A 14,528-nucleotide genomic window follows, 5' to 3' on the forward strand; every position below is an offset into this window, starting at 1 on the left:
TATCGCACAGTAGGAGTCGGCGACGCAAGTGTGATCGGTTGTACTCGGGCCTGTCGGCGACGAATTCAGCGAGGATGAGCCTCGGCGGCGACGGAATCCGCATGGCGGCTGGGCCCTGTTCGTCGCCGCCCGGCGACGGCCTGGTGACCCTGGTTCGCGGTCCTTTGCTCTGCTTCAACGGACGCAACACCGCACGTCCGGTATCCGGACACCGGGTGTTGCGCCGGGTGAAGCAGAGCAAAGGGCGCCACACAATGCCCCGGTCGGCCCGGCCCGGCCGGCCCGGTCGTGCGCCGGCCCGCCGCCCTGCTGGCCCGCCGCCCCGCCGCCCTGCTGGTCCGCCGGTCCGCTGGGCCGCCGCCCCGCTGCCCCGCCGGCCCGCCGGCCACGATCCACTCCATATCGCCGATGTCGGGGTGTCGGGGCGGGGTTGATGCCGCGATATCAAGGATGTCGAGTGGATCAAGCGAGTGGAGCAGCCGGGACGGGGGCGGGGCGTCTCTGGGGCAGTTCGCCAGGCGGCCCGCTGATCCACTCGGGATCACGGAAATCGCGGTGTCCGGGCGGCCCGGACACCCCGACTTCCTGGAAGTCGAGTGGATCACGAGGCCGTGAGCGTCAGGCCGTGCCCCAGGTGTAGGTCTGCTTGCGCAACTTGAGGTAGACGAACGCCTCGGTGGACAGCACCCCGGGCACCGCGCGCAGTCGCTGCAGGATCTCCAGCAGGTGGTCGTCGTTGCGGCAGACCACCTCGGTGAGCAGGTCGAACGACCCGGCGGTGATGACCACGTAGTCGACCTCCTCCAACTCGGCCAGCCGGTCGGCCACTGCCTCCAGGTCGCCGTCGGTACGCAGGCCGATCATCGCCTGGCGGGGGAAGCCGAGCTGGAGCGGATCGGTCACCGCGACGATCTGCATCACGCCGGAGTCGAGCAGCCGCTGCACCCGCTGGCGAACCGCCGCCTCGGAGAGCCCGACCGCCTTGCCGATGGTGGCGTACGGTCGCCGGCCGTCCTCCTGGAGCTGTTCGATGATCCGCTTGGCCACGTCATCCAGCAGAGCGTGATTGGCACCTTCACGGACAGCGACGCGTCGACCGCCGTTGCCGTTCTCGTGCTGCCGGTTCGTCATCGTGCGCTCCCCATGTACCGAATCGTGATGTCGCGCGTGTGTCCTCGCGCAGTCTGGCGTATTTCGTCGTGCATCGCTAACCCCGCAACGGAATCCCTTGTAAGGAAGGTCACCTCATGTCAGGATCAGTCGTCCATGGCACCTGACCCTTCCGCCGGCGCGCCACCCCCGTCCCGCCCGCCGACGATGACCCTTTAGGAGTCGTCATGCGTACTCCCCTCCGGCCCTTCACCCGGCGTGGACTGCTCACCGGCACTCTCGGTTCGGCCGCGCTCCTCGCCGCGGGCGGCAGCCTCGCCGGCTGCGGCACTAAGGGCGCGCAACAGACCGAGGCCGGCTGCGTCAGCGAAGACCTTTCCGGCACCGAGAAGAAGCTTGCCTTCTCCAACTGGCCGCAGTACATGGACGTGGACGAGAAGGACGAGTCCAAGCGACCCAGCCTCGACGGGTTCATCACCAAGACCGGCATCCAGGTCACGTACACCGAGGACATCAACGACAACAACGAGTTCTTCGGCAAGGTGCAGAACCAGCTCGCGGCCTGCCAGAGCACGGACCGGGACCTCATCGTGCTGACCGACTGGATGGCGGCCCGGATGATCCGGCTCGGCTGGATCCAGAAGCTCGACCCGGCGAAGATTCCCAACGTCCAGGCCAACCTGCTTCCGTCGCTGCTCAACCGCTCCTTCGACACCGAGAACCGGATCTCCATCCCGTGGCAGTCGGGCCTCGCCGGTCTGGCGTACAACGGCGACGTCACCAAGGAGCTGCGCACCGTCGACGAGCTGCTCACCCGTCCCGACCTCAAGGGCAAGGTGACCGCGCTCAGCGAGATGCGCGACACGATGGGCCTGCTGCTCGGGTCCAACGGGCACGACCCGGCCAACTTCACCACCGCCCAGTTCGACGACGCGCTCAACAAGCTCAAGAAGGCCGTCGACTCGGGACAGATCCGCAAGTTCACCGGCAACGACTACGCACCCGACCTGGCCAAGGGTGACATCGCCGCGTGCATCGGCTGGTCCGGGGACGTCATCCAGCTCTCCAGCGAGAACGCCAAGGTGCAGTTCGTCGCGCCTGACTCCGGCGTGATGCTGTTCAGCGACAACATGATGGTCCCCAACAAGGCCACTCACAAGGGCAACGCCGAGGCGCTGATCAACTACTACTACGAGCCGGCCGTCGCCGCGACGCTCGCCGCGTACGTCAACTACATCTGCCCGGTCAAGGGCGCCCAGGCCGAGATGGAGAAGATCGACCCTGAGCTGGCCGCCAACCCGCTGATCTTCCCCGACGAGGCGCTGCTGTCGAAGTCCAAGGTGTTCATGGCCCTGGACGAGAAGCAGGAGAAGGAGTACGAGGGCAAGTACCAGCAGGTCATCGGGGCGTGACGGAGATGGCGCGCGAGACACCCGCCGGCGACCTGCGCCTGGCCAACCTCACCAAGCGGTTCGGGATTTTCACCGCGGTCGACGAACTCAGCCTGACCATCCCGCAGGGCTCGTTCTTCGCCCTGCTCGGCGCGTCCGGCTGCGGCAAGACCACCACGCTGCGGATGATCGCCGGTCTGGAGGAGCCGACCAGCGGTCAGGTGCTGCTCGGCGACCGCGACATCGCGCGGCTGCGGCCGTACAAGCGACCGGTCAACACCGTGTTCCAGAGCTACGCGCTCTTCCCGCACCTGAACATCTTCGAGAACGTGGCCTTCGGGCTGCGTCGGCGCGGCATCCGCTCGGTCGACGACGAGGTCCTGCGGATGCTGTCGCTGGTGCAGCTCGACGACTATGGCAACCGCCGCCCGGCCCAGCTCTCCGGCGGCCAGCAGCAGCGGGTCGCGCTGGCACGCGCGCTCATCAACCGGCCGCAGGTGCTGCTGCTCGACGAGCCGCTGGGCGCTCTCGACCTCAAGCTGCGCCGGCAGATGCAGATCGAGCTGAAGCGGATCCAGACCGAGGTGGGTATCACCTTCGTACACGTCACGCACGACCAGGAGGAGGCCATGACCATGGCCGACACCGTCGCGGTGATGAACGCCGGCCGGATCGAGCAGCTCGGCGCCCCGGCCGACATCTACGAGTTCCCGGCCACCGCGTTCGTGGCGAACTTCCTCGGCCAGTCCAACCTGCTCGCCGGCGAGGCCGCCGGCACCGCGGGCGGCGAGGTGGCGGTGACGGCACACGGCGCGCGCTTCTCGGTGCCCGCCGGCCGGTCCCGGGCCGACCGTGGTCCGGTCCACCTGGGCGTACGCCCGGAGAAGCTGCATCTGGTCGGCTCCGCCGACCAGGTGCCCGCAGGCCACCAGCACGTCACCGGGGTGGTCAGCGACGCCTCCTACGTGGGGGTCAGCACCCAGTACCTGCTGCGCACCGGCTGGGGCACCGAGCTGTCGGTGTTCACGGCCAACAGCGGGGCGGCGGCTCAGGTGCGGGTCGGCAGCGAGGCCGTGGCGTACTGGGATCCACGGCACGCGTTCCTGCTGCCCCGCGATGCCGACGACAGCGACCGGACCTCGCCGGTGGTCGACGAGCCGGTGGGTGCGTCGTCGTGACCGTCCTGGCCCAGGTGCCCACCGGATCGGGGCAGCCGCCGCCCACGCCGCCGGCAGCCCGGTCCGGGCGGCACCGTCTGCTGCCGTACCTGTTGCTGCTGCCCGGCGCGGCCTGGCTGCTCATCTTCTTCGGCGTGCCGCTGGTGCAGCTCGCCGCGGCCAGCCTCTACGACCCCAGCGGCTCGCTCTCCACCGGGTACGCGTTGACCTGGGCGTTCGGCAACTACCCGGACGTGTTGCAGGCGTACTGGCCGCAGTTCCTGCGCTCGTTCGGTTACGCCGGCGTGGCCCTGGTGCTGGCGCTGGTGCTGGGTTACCCGCTCGCGTACGCCATCGCGCAGAAGGCCGGCCGGTGGAAGAACCTGCTGCTGGTCTGCGTGGTCGCGCCGATGTTCACCAGCTTCCTGGTCCGCACGCTGGCCTGGAAGACCATCCTGTCGGACAACGGCGCACTGGTCGGCCTGCTGCGCGACGTGCACCTGCTCGCCCCGGACGGTCGGTTGCTGGCCACCCCGTTCGCGGTGGTGCTCGGCCTGACGTACAACTTCCTGCCGTTCCTGGTGCTGCCGCTGTACGCGAGCCTGGAGCGGCTCGACCATCGGCTGCTGGAGGCGGCCAGTGACCTGTACGCCAGCGGATTGCAGGCGTTCCGCCGGGTGACCCTGCCGCTGTCCATGCCGGGTCTGGTCGCCGGCACGCTGCTGTTCTTCATCCCGGCCAGCGGCGACTACATCAACGCCGAGCTGCTCGGCACCCCGAACGAGTACATGATCGGCAACGTCATCGACTCGGCGTTCCTGGTCCGGCTGGACTACCCGCAGGGCGCCGCGCTGTCGTTCCTGCTGATGGCGGCGATCCTCGCGGTGGTCTTCGGCTATCTGCGCAGGGCCGGCACGGAGGAGGTGCTGTGAGGCTCTCGCGTTGGCTGGCGGACCGCTGGGTGATGATCGTGGCGTTGCTGGTGCTCGGCTACCTGGCGCTGCCGATCCTGGTGGTGGCCGGGCTGTCGTTCAACCGCCCGTCGAGCCGGCTGTCGTACGACTTCAACGAGTTCACCCTGGACAACTGGCGTCAGCCGTGCGCCACGTCGGACATGTGCGACGCGGTGGTCCGCAGCGTGCAGATCGGCTTCATCGCCACCGTGGTCGCCACCGTGCTCGGCACCCTGATGGCGTTCGCGCTGGTCCGGCACCGCTTCCGCGGTCGTTCCGGCATCAACGTGCTGATCTTCCTGCCGATGGCCACCCCGGAGCTGGTGATGGGCACCTCGCTGCTGGCCCTCTTCGTCTCCGCCGGGGTGCCGCAGGGCTTCTGGACCATCGTCATCGCGCACGTGATGTTCTGCGTCTCGTTCGTGGTGGTCACCGTCAAGGCGCGTCTGGCGGGGATGGACCGGCGGCTGGAGGAGGCCGCCATGGACCTGTACGCCAGCGAGTGGCAGACCTTCCGGCGGATCACCCTGCCGCTGGTGCTGCCCGGCATCGTGGCCGCCGCGCTGCTGGCCTTCTCGCTCAGCTTCGACGACTTCATCATCACGAACTTCAACGCCGGCACGACCGTCACGTTCCCGATGTACGTCTGGGGCGCTGCCCAGCGGGGCATCCCGCCGCAGGTCAACGTCATCGGCACCGCGATGTTCGCGATCGCGCTGCTGCTGGTCGGGCTCAGCTCGCTGCGCGGTCGGCGATCCCGCCGTGCCAACCTGCTGGCCAGCACGGGGCAGGGCCGTCCGGCGCACCGGCCGTCATGACCGTCCCGCACACCGGCCGGGCGCTCGCCGACGCGGCCCCGGTGCCCTACTGGCTCGACCGTCCGGACCGCCCCGACCCGCTGCCGCCGCTCGCCGGCCCGCAGCACGCCGACCTGCTGGTGATCGGCGGCGGATACAGCGGGCTCTGGGCCGCCCTGCTGGCCAAGCAGGCCGAGCCGGACCGCGACGTGCTGCTCGTCGACGCGGGCACCTGCGGCTGGGCCGCGTCCGGGCGCAACGGCGGGTTCTGCGCCGCCTCGCTCACCCACGGCCTGGCCAACGGCGTCGACCGGTTCCCCGACGAGGTCGGCGAGTTGGACCGTCTCGGCCGGGAGAACCTGGACGCCATCGCCGCCACCATCGCCGAATTCGGCATCGACTGCGACTTCGAACGCACGGGCGAGCTGGCCGTCGCCGTCGAGCCGTACCAGCTCGCCGGGCTCGCCGCCGACGCGGAGCTGGCCCGCCGGTACGGCCATCAGGTGCGGCTGCTGGACCGCGACGAGGTGCGCGCCGAGGTGAACTCGCCGACGTACCTCGGCGGGATGGTCGACGCCGACCGGGTGGCCATGCTGGATCCGGCGAAGCTGGCGTGGGGGCTGCGCCGTGCCTGCCTCGACCTCGGCGTGCGGGTGCACGAGCACACGCGGGTGACCGGGCTGCGCGCCGACGGCGCGGCGCTGTACGCCCGGACGGCTGGCGGGCCGGACGCCGCGCCCGGGTCGGTACGGGCCCGGCGGGTGGTGCTGGCCACCAACGCCTTCCCGCCGCTGTTGCGCCGGCTGCGGGCGTACCTGGTGCCGGTGTACGACCACGTGCTGATGACCGAGCCGCTCACCCCGGCGCAGCGGGACGCGATCGGCTGGCGCAACCGGCAGGGACTGGCCGACACCGGCAACCAGTTCCACTACTACCGGATCACCTCCGACGGGCGGATCCTCTTCGGCGGGTACGACGCCGTCTACCACTACGGCAACCGGGTCGCGCCGGAGCTGGAGCAGCGTCCCGCCACCTTCACCACCCTCGCCCAGCACTTCTTCACCACCTTCCCGCAGCTCGCCGACGTGCGCTTCAGCCACCGCTGGGGCGGCGTCATCGACACCTGCACCCGGTTCTGCCCGTTCTTCGGCACCGCGTACGACGGTCGGCTGGCGTACGCGGCCGGCTACACCGGTCTCGGCGTGGGCGCCACCCGCTTCGGTGCCCGCGTGCTGCTCGACCTGCTGGCCGGCGGGAACACCCCGCTGACCGGGCTCGACCTGGTCCGCAGCAAGCCGCTGCCGTTCCCGCCGGAACCCGTCCGCTCCATCGGCATCAATCTCACCCGCTGGTCACTGGCCCGCGCCGACGCGCGCGAGGGCCGGCGCGACCTCTGGCTCCGTACTCTCGATCGTCTCGGTTTGGGGTTTGATTCCTGATGCGTGTCCTGCTCGTCGGCGCCGGTGGCGTCGGCTCCGCCGCCGTAGCCATCGCCGCCCGACGGTCCTTCTTCGAGACCATGGTGGTCGCCGACCACGACCCGGGCCGCGCCGAGCGTGCCGTCGCCGGGCACGGTGACCGGTTCGTCGCCGCCCAGGTGGACGCGTCCTCGGCCGACGGGGTCGCCGCGCTCTGCCGGGAGCACCGGATCACCCACGTGCTCAACGCCGTCGACCCGCGCTTCGTCATGCCGATCTTCGACGGTGCGTTCGCGGCTGGCGCGGACTACCTGGACATGGCGATGTCGCTGTCGCGGCCGCATCCGTCCCGCCCGTACGCCGAGACCGGGGTGCTGCTCGGCGACGCGCAGTTCGCGCTGGCCGACGACTGGTCCGCGGCCGGCCGGCTGGCGCTGTGCGGCATCGGTGTCGAACCCGGCCTGTCCGACGTCTTCGCCCGGTACGCCGCCGACGAGCTGTTCAGCGAGATCGACGAGATCGGCGTCCGGGACGGGGCGAACCTCACCGTGGACGGCTACGACTTCGCGCCGTCGTTCTCCATCTGGACCACCATCGAGGAGTGCCTCAACCCGCCGGTGGTCTGGGAGCGGGACCGGGGCTGGTACACCACCGAACCGTTCTCCGAGCCGGAGGTCTTTCACTTCCCGGAGGGGATCGGGCCGGTCGAGTGCGTCAACGTCGAGCACGAGGAGGTGCTGCTCATCCCGCGCTGGGTCAAGGCCCGCCGGGTCACCTTCAAGTACGGCCTCGGCGACGAGTTCATCGAGGTGCTCAGGACGCTGCACAAGCTCGGCCTCGACTCGACCGCGCCGGTCGGCGTGCGCGGCGTCCAGGTGTCGCCGCGGGACGTGGTGGCCGCCTGCCTGCCCGACCCGGCCACCCTCGGCGAGCGGATGCGTGGCAAGACGTGCGCCGGCACCTGGGTGCGGGGCCTCGGTCCGGACGGGCGGCCCCGGGAGGTCTACCTCTACCACGTGGTCGACAACGAGTGGTCCATGCTGGAGTACGGCCACCAGGCGGTGGTCTGGCAGACCGCGGTCAACCCGGTGGTGGCGTTGGAACTGCTCGCCACCGGCGCCTGGTCCGGCGTCGGGGTGCTCGGCCCGGAGGCGCTGCCCCCGGTGCCGTTCCTCGACCTGCTGAACGCCTACGGCTCGCCGTGGGGGATGGAGGAGCGATGAGCCGTTACGGGGCCATGTACGGGCCGGACATCACCTTCCTCGGCGTGGACCGGTGCACGCTCGACGACCCGGCGTCGTACGGCGACGCCGACGTCGTGATCGTCGGGGCGCCCTTCGACGGCGGCACCTCGCACCGGCCCGGCACCCGGTTCGGACCGTCGGCGATCCGGCAGGCGTGCTACCTCGCCCACGACGGCTCCCGCCCGTCCCTCGCGCTGCGCGTCGACGCGTTGCGCGACCTGCGCGTGTACGACGCCGGCGACGTGGAGATGTTCTCCGGCGACATCGAGCGCTCGCTGGCCGCCCTGGAGGCCGCGGTCCACGCCGTGTCGTCCGCCGGCGCCATCCCGGTGGTGCTCGGCGGGGACCACTCCATCGCGCTGCCCGACGCCACCGGTGTGGCCCGGCAGCACGGGCACGGCCGGGTGTCGCTCGTGCACTTCGACGCGCACGCCGACACCGGTGAGATCGAGTTCGGCTCGCTGCACGGGCACGGCCAGCCGATGCGCCGGCTCATCGAGTCCGGCGCGGTACGCGGTGACCGGTTCCTCCAGATCGGGCTGCGCGGCTACTGGCCCGGGCCGGACGTCCTGTCCTGGATGGCGGAGCAGCGGATGCGGTCGTACGAGATGACCGAGCTGGTCGCGCGCGGGCTCGACGCGTGCCTCACCGAGGCGTTCGCGATCGCGGTCGACGAGTGCGAGGGGGTGTTCCTCTCCGTCGACGTGGACGTCGTGGACCCCGGCATGGCGCCGGGCACCGGCACCCCGGAGCCGGGCGGCCTGACCTCCCGGCAACTGCTCGACGCGGTTCGCCGGGTCTGCTACGAGCTGCCCGTCGTCGGGGTGGACGTGGTCGAGGTCGCCCCGCCGTACGACCACGCCGACATCACCGCGTACCTGGGCAATCGCGTGGTCCTGGAGGCACTGTCGGCGATCGCCCGCCGCCGCCGCGACGCGGCCGGAGGTCCACCCTGGAACCCGCGACAGCCCCTCCTGGACGCCCGCTGATAAGGGGCGATTCGCGAAGTTCATACCCGAGTGAGGCCGCACGATCGGCCCTGCCCGGTCCGGCCGAGCGGATGCCGGCATGACCCGAACTACGGCGGCTGCGTCCCGATCGCCAGCGACGTCGACTGCCTACCGGGCGGCGGCAACGGCCCCGCCTACGTCACAGGCCCCGTCAAGGTCATCGGCGACGACATCTACGACCTGGACCGCGACAACGACGGCTACGGCTGCGACTGATCCTGCGGCGGGCCCAACGGTCACACAGCGTCCCACGCGGGGGAGGACTGGGTTTCGAGCGTTATACCTCTGAGTCATATCTATGCCTCGGAGGTATAACGCTCTCCAGTGCGGGCGGCTCCGCCACCCACGCCCCACCGCGCCGGAGCCGACGTCACGCGGCGAGGCGGGAGCGGATCAGGAAGCGGACGCCGTCCGGGGCCTCCAGGGAGAAGCCGCTGCCGCGCCCCGGGACCACGTCCACGGTCAGCCTCGTGTGCTTCCACAGTTCCCACTGTGCGGTCGACATCCAGAAGTCGACCGGCTCCGGCACCCCGTCCACAGCTAGCGAGGCGAGCAGGACGTCGGACGAGCCGGTGCGGAACTCGCCCGCCGGGTAGCACATCGGGGCGCTGCCGTCGCAGCAGCCGCCGGACTGGTGGAACATCAGCGGCCCGTGCCGCCCCCGCAGCGACCGGATCAACTCGGCCGCGGCGGGGGTGACGGAGACGACGGACATCAGAAGAAGCCGAGCTTCTGCGTCGAGTAGCTGACCAGCAGGTTCTTGGTCTGCTGGTAGTGCTCCAGCATCATCTTGTGGTTCTCCCGGCCGATGCCGGACTGCTTGTACCCGCCGAACGCGGCGTGCGCCGGGTACGCGTGGTAGCAGTTGGTCCACACCCGGCCCGCCTGGATGGCCCGCCCGGCCCGGTACGCGGTGTTCATGTCCCGGGTCCAGACGCCCGCGCCCAGCCCGTACAGGGTGTCGTTGGCGGTCTTGACGGCGTCGTCGAGGTCGGCGAAGGAGGTCACCGAGACCACCGGTCCGAAGATCTCCTCCTGGAAGACCCGCATCGAGTTGTCGCCCTCGAAGATCGTCGGCTGGACGTAGTACCCGCCGGACAGCTCGCCGCCCAGGTCCGCGCGGGACCCGCCGGTGAGCACCTTGGCGCCTTCCTGCCGGCCGATGTCCAGGTAGGACAGGATCTTCTCCAGCTGGTCGTTGGAGGCTTGCGCCCCGATCATCGTGTCGGTGTCCAGCGGGTGCCCCTGCACGATCTGCTCGGTGCGGGAGACCGCCGCGGCGAGGAAGTCGCTGTAGTGGCCCTGCTGGATCAGCGCCCGCGACGGGCAGGTGCAGACCTCGCCCTGGTTGAGGGCGAACATGGTGAAGCCTTCGAGCGCCTTGTCCAGGAAGGCATCAGAAGCAGCGCTGACGTCGTCGAAGAAGATGTTCGGGCTCTTGCCGCCCAGCTCCAGGGTGACGGGTTTGATGTTCTCGCTGGCGTACTGCATGATCAGCCGCCCGGTGGTGGTCTCACCGGTGAACGCCACCTTGGCAACCCGCGCCGAGGACGCCAGCGGCTTGCCGGCCTCCACGCCGAAGCCGTTGACGATGTTGAGCACGCCGGGTGGCAGCAGGTCCGCCACCAGCGACAGCCAGTAGTGGATCGATGCCGGGGTCTGCTCGGCCGGCTTGAGCACCACGGCGTTGCCGGCGGCCAGCGCGGGCGCCAGCTTCCAGGTGGCCATCAGGATCGGGAAGTTCCACGGGATGATCTGCCCGACCACGCCGAGCGGCTCGTGGAAGTGGTACGCGACGGTGTCGTCGTCGAGTTCGCCGAGCGAGCCCTCCTGCGCCCGGATCGCCCCGGCGAAGTAGCGGAAGTGGTCGATGGCGAGCGGGATGTCGGCGGCCAGCGTCTCGCGGACCGGCTTGCCGTTCTCCCAGCTTTCGGCGATGGCCAGCGACTCCAGGTTCTCCTGCATCCGGTCGGCGATGCGATTGAGGATCAGGGCCCGCTCGGCCACCGAGGTGCGCCCCCAGGCGTCGGCGGCGCCGTGTGCGGCGTCCAGGGCCTTCTCGATGTCCGGTGCGGTGCCCCGGGCCACCTCGGTGAAGGTCTGCCCGGTGACCGGGGTCGGGTTCTCGAAGTAGCCGCCACCGTGCGGCTTGACGTACTCGCCGCCGATGAAGTGGTCGTAACGGGACTGCCAGTGGGTGGGCGCGTCGTAGCGCGTCATGGTTACCTCCGCCGTCGTTGTGCGGGTGTGCCGACGGCGACGTTAGTTTCCGGAACGTTGCAGCCACGTTGCGCGCGGTAGGTCGTACTCCCCGGCGAGCTGGTCGATGCGGGCGAGCGCGAGCGGCCGGCGTGGCGCGCCCGCCGGCAACGCCCGCGCCAGGGCCTGCCAGGCGGTCAGGTCGTCGTCCCCGGCGGACGTCGCGGTCCAGGTCGCGAGCAGCGCCGGGTCCGCGGTGGCCAGCACGGCCGCGCGGAGCTGGCCGTCGATGAGCCGACGTAGTCGCGTCACTCCCGGTGCGTCCGAGCCGGGCAGCAGCGACCCGGAGTACGCGTCGAGCGCGCCCGCCGGATCGCCCTGGTCCAATCGGTCCGCGACGGTGGTGAAGTCGGCGCGGACGGTGCCGCGCAGCCGGTACGGGCGGGAGTCGAGCAGTTCGGGGCCGAGCACCCGGCGCAGCCGGGACAGCTCCGCGCGCAGGGTGACCGGGTGCAGTCGGTCGTCCCCGTACAGGTCGAGGCCGAGCTGTTCGCCGGTGCGCCCCTCGGGATGGTGCAGCAGCAGCACCAGCAGCTCGCTGTGCCGGCGGCCGAGCCGGATCCGCCGCCCGTCGACGCGCAGCTCCGCCTCGTCCCGGCCGAGCGCGGTCACGGTGGCGACGCCGGGCTCCACCGGTCGGTCGGTGGCGAGCTGCGCCTCGGCGGCCCGGGCGGTGGCCCGGACCAGCGCCAGGCTGTGCGGGTTGGCCAGGTGGTCGCCGCCGGTGATGTCGACGGCGCCGAGCAGCCGACCGGTGACCGGGTCGTGGATCGGCGCCGCGGCGCAGGTCCAGCGCTGCACCGGCCGGCTGAAGTGCTCGGTGGCGAAGATCTGCACGCTGTGGTCGACGGCCAGCGCGGTGCCGGGGGCGTTGGTGCCGGCGTGTCTCTCGTCCCACAGGGCGCCGGGCACGAAGTTCATCCGTTCGGCGTGCCGGCGCACTCCCGGGTGGCCCTCCACCCAGAGCAGCCGCCCGTACGCGTCGCAGACCGCCATCAGGTGCGCGCCGTCCTGTGCGATGCCGCCCAGCAGGTCCCGGAACAGCGGCAGCACCCGGGCCAGCGGGTGAGCGGCCCGGTAGCTCGCCAGCGCGTCGTCGACCAGGTCGACCGGCGGGGTGGCCTCCGGGTCGAGCCGCGCTGAGCGTTCCCACGAGCGGCGTACCACCTCCCGCACCCGGTGCGGGGCGGCGCCGGCGGCGAGGAACGCCTCGTGGGCGGCGCCGACCTGCGCGATCCGCTCCGCCGGATCGACGCCGAATTCCAGGGCGAGCCACGGGTCAGCCATCGGGCGACCTCCTCGGCTTCCATCGTGACGCAGCTCACCCCTGATCGCCAACCGTCCGATCCGCCGGGGACGGATGACGCAGAGTGCTTACAGAACCCTTAACCCCGGCCTGCGACGGTATGCCGGACGAGTGGAACCACGGGGAGCGGAAACGTGCGGGTGCTGGTGGCGGACGACGAGCGGTTGCTGGCGGACACGGTGGCCGAGGGGCTCCGACGCCTCTCGATGGCCGTCGACGTCTGCTACGACGGCGACGGTGCGCTGGAGCGGATCGGAGTTAACCGGTACGACGTGGCCGTCCTGGACCGGGACATGCCCGGGCACACCGGAGACGAGGTGTGCCGCACCATCGCCGACTCCCAGGTGGGCACCCGGGTGCTGCTGCTCACCGCGGCGGCCGGCATCCGGGACCGGGTGGCCGGTCTGGACCTCGGCGCGGACGACTACCTGACCAAGCCGTTCGCCTTCGCCGAGCTGGTCGCCCGGGTGCAGGCCCTCGGCCGGCGGTCCACCCCGGCGCTTCCGCCGGTGCTGGCTCAGGACGGTGTGGTGCTGGACGTGGCCCGGCACGTGGCCACCCGGGACGGCCGCCCGCTGGCGCTGAGCCCGAAGGAGTTCGCCGTGCTGCACGTGCTGCTGCGCGCCGCCGGGCAGGTGGTCAGCGCCGAGGAGCTGCTGGAGCAGGCCTGGGACGAGTTCGCCGACCCGTTCACCAACGCCGTACGGGTCACCGTGATGACCCTGCGCAAGAAGCTCGGCGACCCGGCCGTCATCCACACCGTGCCCAAGGCCGGCTACCGGCTCGGCGGCCCGGCGTGAGCTGGACGCCCCGCCGCCGGGTGCTGCTCGTGGGCCTGCTGGCGTTGCTGGCCGGGCCGCTCCTGCCGAGGGTCGGCAAGTGGCTGAGCGGGCTGATCTGGACCCGTGGGCAGCAGATCTGCGATCTGCCGCTGCCCGGCCTGATGGAGGTCTGCGCGTCGGCACACCAGGGCGGGTTCGTGCTGCCGGTGGTGGCCATGCTGGTCGTGGTTCTGGCCACCCTGGTGGCGCTCTGGTTCGGCGCGGTGTGGTGCCTGCGTCCCGTCCGCGACCTGGCCGAGCCGATCGGGCACCTCGGCCCGCAGAACCTCGGCCACCGGATCCGGCCCCGCGGCCGCGACGAGCTGGCCCGGCTGTCCCGGGCGATCGACGAGATGATGGAGCGCGTCTCCGCCGGGTACGAGGGGCAGCGGCGGTTCGCCGCGAACGCCTCGCACGAACTGCGTACCCCGCTGGCGGTGCAGCGCACGCTGATCGAGGTCGGGATGGCGCGGTCGCTCACCGCTGAGCAGCTGGAGCTGTTGACCGGCCAGCTGCTGGAGACGAACGAGCGCAACGAGCGGCTGATCGAGGGCCTGCTCGCGCTCAGCGAGAGCGACCAGGGCCTTCGCTCGCGTACCCCACAGCGGCTCGACGAGATCATCGCCGCGGTGCTCGCCGGATACCGGGACCGTGCCCGGGAGGCCGCCGTGACGATCGACGCCCACCTCACGCCCCGGGTTGTGGTCGGCGAGCGGGTGCTGCTCGAACGCCTGGTCACCAACCTGGTGGAGAACGCGATCAAGTACAACCGGCGCGGCGGCTCGCTGACCGTCACGGTCGGCGGCTCGCCCGCGCTGTCCGTGGTCAACACCGGTCAGCCGGTGCCGGCCGAGGCGGTCGCCGGCCTCTTCGAGCCGTTCCGCCGCCTCGCCCGGGATCGCACCTCGCACGGCGGCGGCGCCGGCCTCGGCCTGGCCATCGCCCGCTCGATCACCCAGGCGCACGACGGCATCATCGCTGCCCGACCCGGCGAGCAGGGCGGCCTGCGGGTGGACGTCCAGCTACCCGCTCCGCCCTAGCACTCCCACCCGCCCTCCCGGG

General features: G+C 71.1%; 14 protein-coding genes. 10 read left to right on the forward strand and 4 right to left on the reverse strand.

Going from position 1 to position 14,528, the window contains the following annotated elements; genetic code table 11:
• Positions 1–618: 618 nt before the first annotated feature.
• Positions 619–1,131: an Lrp/AsnC family transcriptional regulator gene (locus tag ACFYPS_RS07625; protein ID WP_089017637.1), complete on the reverse strand. Its 513-nt coding sequence runs from the start codon at positions 1,129–1,131 to the stop codon at positions 619–621.
• 206 nt (positions 1,132–1,337) lie between these two features.
• Between ACFYPS_RS07625 and ACFYPS_RS07630 the strand changes: the two genes are divergently transcribed.
• The 8 genes from ACFYPS_RS07630 to ACFYPS_RS07665 are packed head-to-tail and all read left to right on the forward strand — an operon-like array spanning position 1,338 to position 9,296.
• The gene (locus ACFYPS_RS07630; protein ID WP_387323358.1) at positions 1,338–2,522 is read left to right on the forward strand and encodes an extracellular solute-binding protein; all 1,185 of its coding nucleotides are present in this window, start codon (positions 1,338–1,340) and stop codon (positions 2,520–2,522) included.
• A gap of 5 nt (positions 2,523–2,527) precedes the next feature.
• Positions 2,528–3,679: an ABC transporter ATP-binding protein gene (locus ACFYPS_RS07635; protein WP_387323611.1), complete on the forward strand. Its 1,152-nt coding sequence runs from the start codon at positions 2,528–2,530 to the stop codon at positions 3,677–3,679.
• Positions 3,676–4,590 carry an ABC transporter permease gene (locus tag ACFYPS_RS07640; protein WP_387323361.1) on the forward strand — a complete coding sequence of 305 codons (915 nt, stop codon included), beginning with the start codon at positions 3,676–3,678 and terminating at the stop codon, positions 4,588–4,590. The genes ACFYPS_RS07635 and ACFYPS_RS07640 overlap by 4 nt, the downstream gene beginning before the upstream one ends.
• Complete coding sequence (locus ACFYPS_RS07645) at positions 4,587–5,429, forward strand: ABC transporter permease (RefSeq protein WP_354962763.1); 843 nt, start codon at positions 4,587–4,589, stop codon at positions 5,427–5,429. The genes ACFYPS_RS07640 and ACFYPS_RS07645 overlap by 4 nt, the downstream gene beginning before the upstream one ends.
• On the forward strand, positions 5,426–6,847 hold the full coding sequence (locus ACFYPS_RS07650) for an NAD(P)/FAD-dependent oxidoreductase (protein WP_387323364.1): 1,422 nt from the start codon (positions 5,426–5,428) through the stop codon (positions 6,845–6,847). Before ACFYPS_RS07645 ends, ACFYPS_RS07650 begins: the two co-directional genes overlap by 4 nt.
• Complete coding sequence (locus ACFYPS_RS07655) at positions 6,847–8,049, forward strand: saccharopine dehydrogenase family protein (protein WP_387323367.1); 1,203 nt, start codon at positions 6,847–6,849, stop codon at positions 8,047–8,049. Before ACFYPS_RS07650 ends, ACFYPS_RS07655 begins: the two co-directional genes overlap by 1 nt.
• Positions 8,046–9,059, forward strand: coding sequence for an agmatinase (gene speB, locus ACFYPS_RS07660; protein WP_387323370.1), 1,014 nt, complete (start codon positions 8,046–8,048; stop codon positions 9,057–9,059). The genes ACFYPS_RS07655 and speB overlap by 4 nt, the downstream gene beginning before the upstream one ends.
• 30 nt (positions 9,060–9,089) lie before the next feature.
• Complete coding sequence (locus ACFYPS_RS07665) at positions 9,090–9,296, forward strand: hypothetical protein (protein ID WP_387323373.1); 207 nt, start codon at positions 9,090–9,092, stop codon at positions 9,294–9,296.
• A gap of 154 nt (positions 9,297–9,450) precedes the next feature.
• On the opposite strand, the gene ACFYPS_RS07670 is transcribed toward ACFYPS_RS07665, so the two are convergent.
• The 3 genes from ACFYPS_RS07670 to ACFYPS_RS07680 are packed head-to-tail and all read right to left on the reverse strand — an operon-like array spanning position 9,451 to position 12,626.
• Complete coding sequence (locus ACFYPS_RS07670; protein WP_387323376.1) at positions 9,451–9,795, reverse strand: DUF779 domain-containing protein; 345 nt, start codon at positions 9,793–9,795, stop codon at positions 9,451–9,453.
• Positions 9,795–11,300, reverse strand: a complete 1,506-nt coding sequence (gene adh, locus ACFYPS_RS07675; protein WP_387323379.1) for an aldehyde dehydrogenase — start codon at positions 11,298–11,300, stop codon at positions 9,795–9,797. Before adh ends, ACFYPS_RS07670 begins: the two co-directional genes overlap by 1 nt.
• Before the next feature lie 42 nt (positions 11,301–11,342).
• Positions 11,343–12,626 (reverse strand): GAF domain-containing protein, encoded by a 1,284-nt coding sequence (locus ACFYPS_RS07680; RefSeq protein ID WP_387323382.1) that lies wholly within the window; start codon positions 12,624–12,626, stop codon positions 11,343–11,345.
• A gap of 153 nt (positions 12,627–12,779) precedes the next feature.
• On the opposite strand from ACFYPS_RS07680, the gene ACFYPS_RS07685 reads away from it, so the two are divergent.
• Both ACFYPS_RS07685 and ACFYPS_RS07690 read left to right on the forward strand, forming a co-directional pair.
• Positions 12,780–13,445 carry a response regulator transcription factor gene (locus tag ACFYPS_RS07685; protein WP_354962769.1) on the forward strand — a complete coding sequence of 222 codons (666 nt, stop codon included), beginning with the start codon at positions 12,780–12,782 and terminating at the stop codon, positions 13,443–13,445.
• Positions 13,442–14,506, forward strand: coding sequence for a sensor histidine kinase (locus tag ACFYPS_RS07690; RefSeq protein ID WP_387323385.1), 1,065 nt, complete (start codon positions 13,442–13,444; stop codon positions 14,504–14,506). Before ACFYPS_RS07685 ends, ACFYPS_RS07690 begins: the two co-directional genes overlap by 4 nt.
• Positions 14,507–14,528: the final 22 nt, after the last annotated feature.

The organism is Micromonospora sp. NPDC005087 (assembly GCF_042872965.1).
Taxonomy (GTDB): Bacteria; Actinomycetota; Actinomycetes; order Mycobacteriales; family Micromonosporaceae; genus Micromonospora.

Coding starts and splice junctions, on each gene's coding strand:
- ACFYPS_RS07635 (WP_387323611.1), top strand. CDS start 2,528: ATGGCGCGCGAGACACCCGCCGGCGACCTGCGCCTGGCCAACCTCACC.
- ACFYPS_RS07625 (WP_089017637.1), bottom strand. CDS start 1,131: ATGACGAACCGGCAGCACGAGAACGGCAACGGCGGTCGACGCGTCGCT.
- ACFYPS_RS07680 (WP_387323382.1), bottom strand. CDS start 12,626: ATGGCTGACCCGTGGCTCGCCCTGGAATTCGGCGTCGATCCGGCGGAG.
- speB (WP_387323370.1), top strand. CDS start 8,046: ATGAGCCGTTACGGGGCCATGTACGGGCCGGACATCACCTTCCTCGGC.
- ACFYPS_RS07630 (WP_387323358.1), top strand. CDS start 1,338: ATGCGTACTCCCCTCCGGCCCTTCACCCGGCGTGGACTGCTCACCGGC.
- ACFYPS_RS07670 (WP_387323376.1), bottom strand. CDS start 9,795: ATGTCCGTCGTCTCCGTCACCCCCGCCGCGGCCGAGTTGATCCGGTCG.
- ACFYPS_RS07655 (WP_387323367.1), top strand. CDS start 6,847: ATGCGTGTCCTGCTCGTCGGCGCCGGTGGCGTCGGCTCCGCCGCCGTA.
- ACFYPS_RS07650 (WP_387323364.1), top strand. CDS start 5,426: ATGACCGTCCCGCACACCGGCCGGGCGCTCGCCGACGCGGCCCCGGTG.
- adh (WP_387323379.1), bottom strand. CDS start 11,300: ATGACGCGCTACGACGCGCCCACCCACTGGCAGTCCCGTTACGACCAC.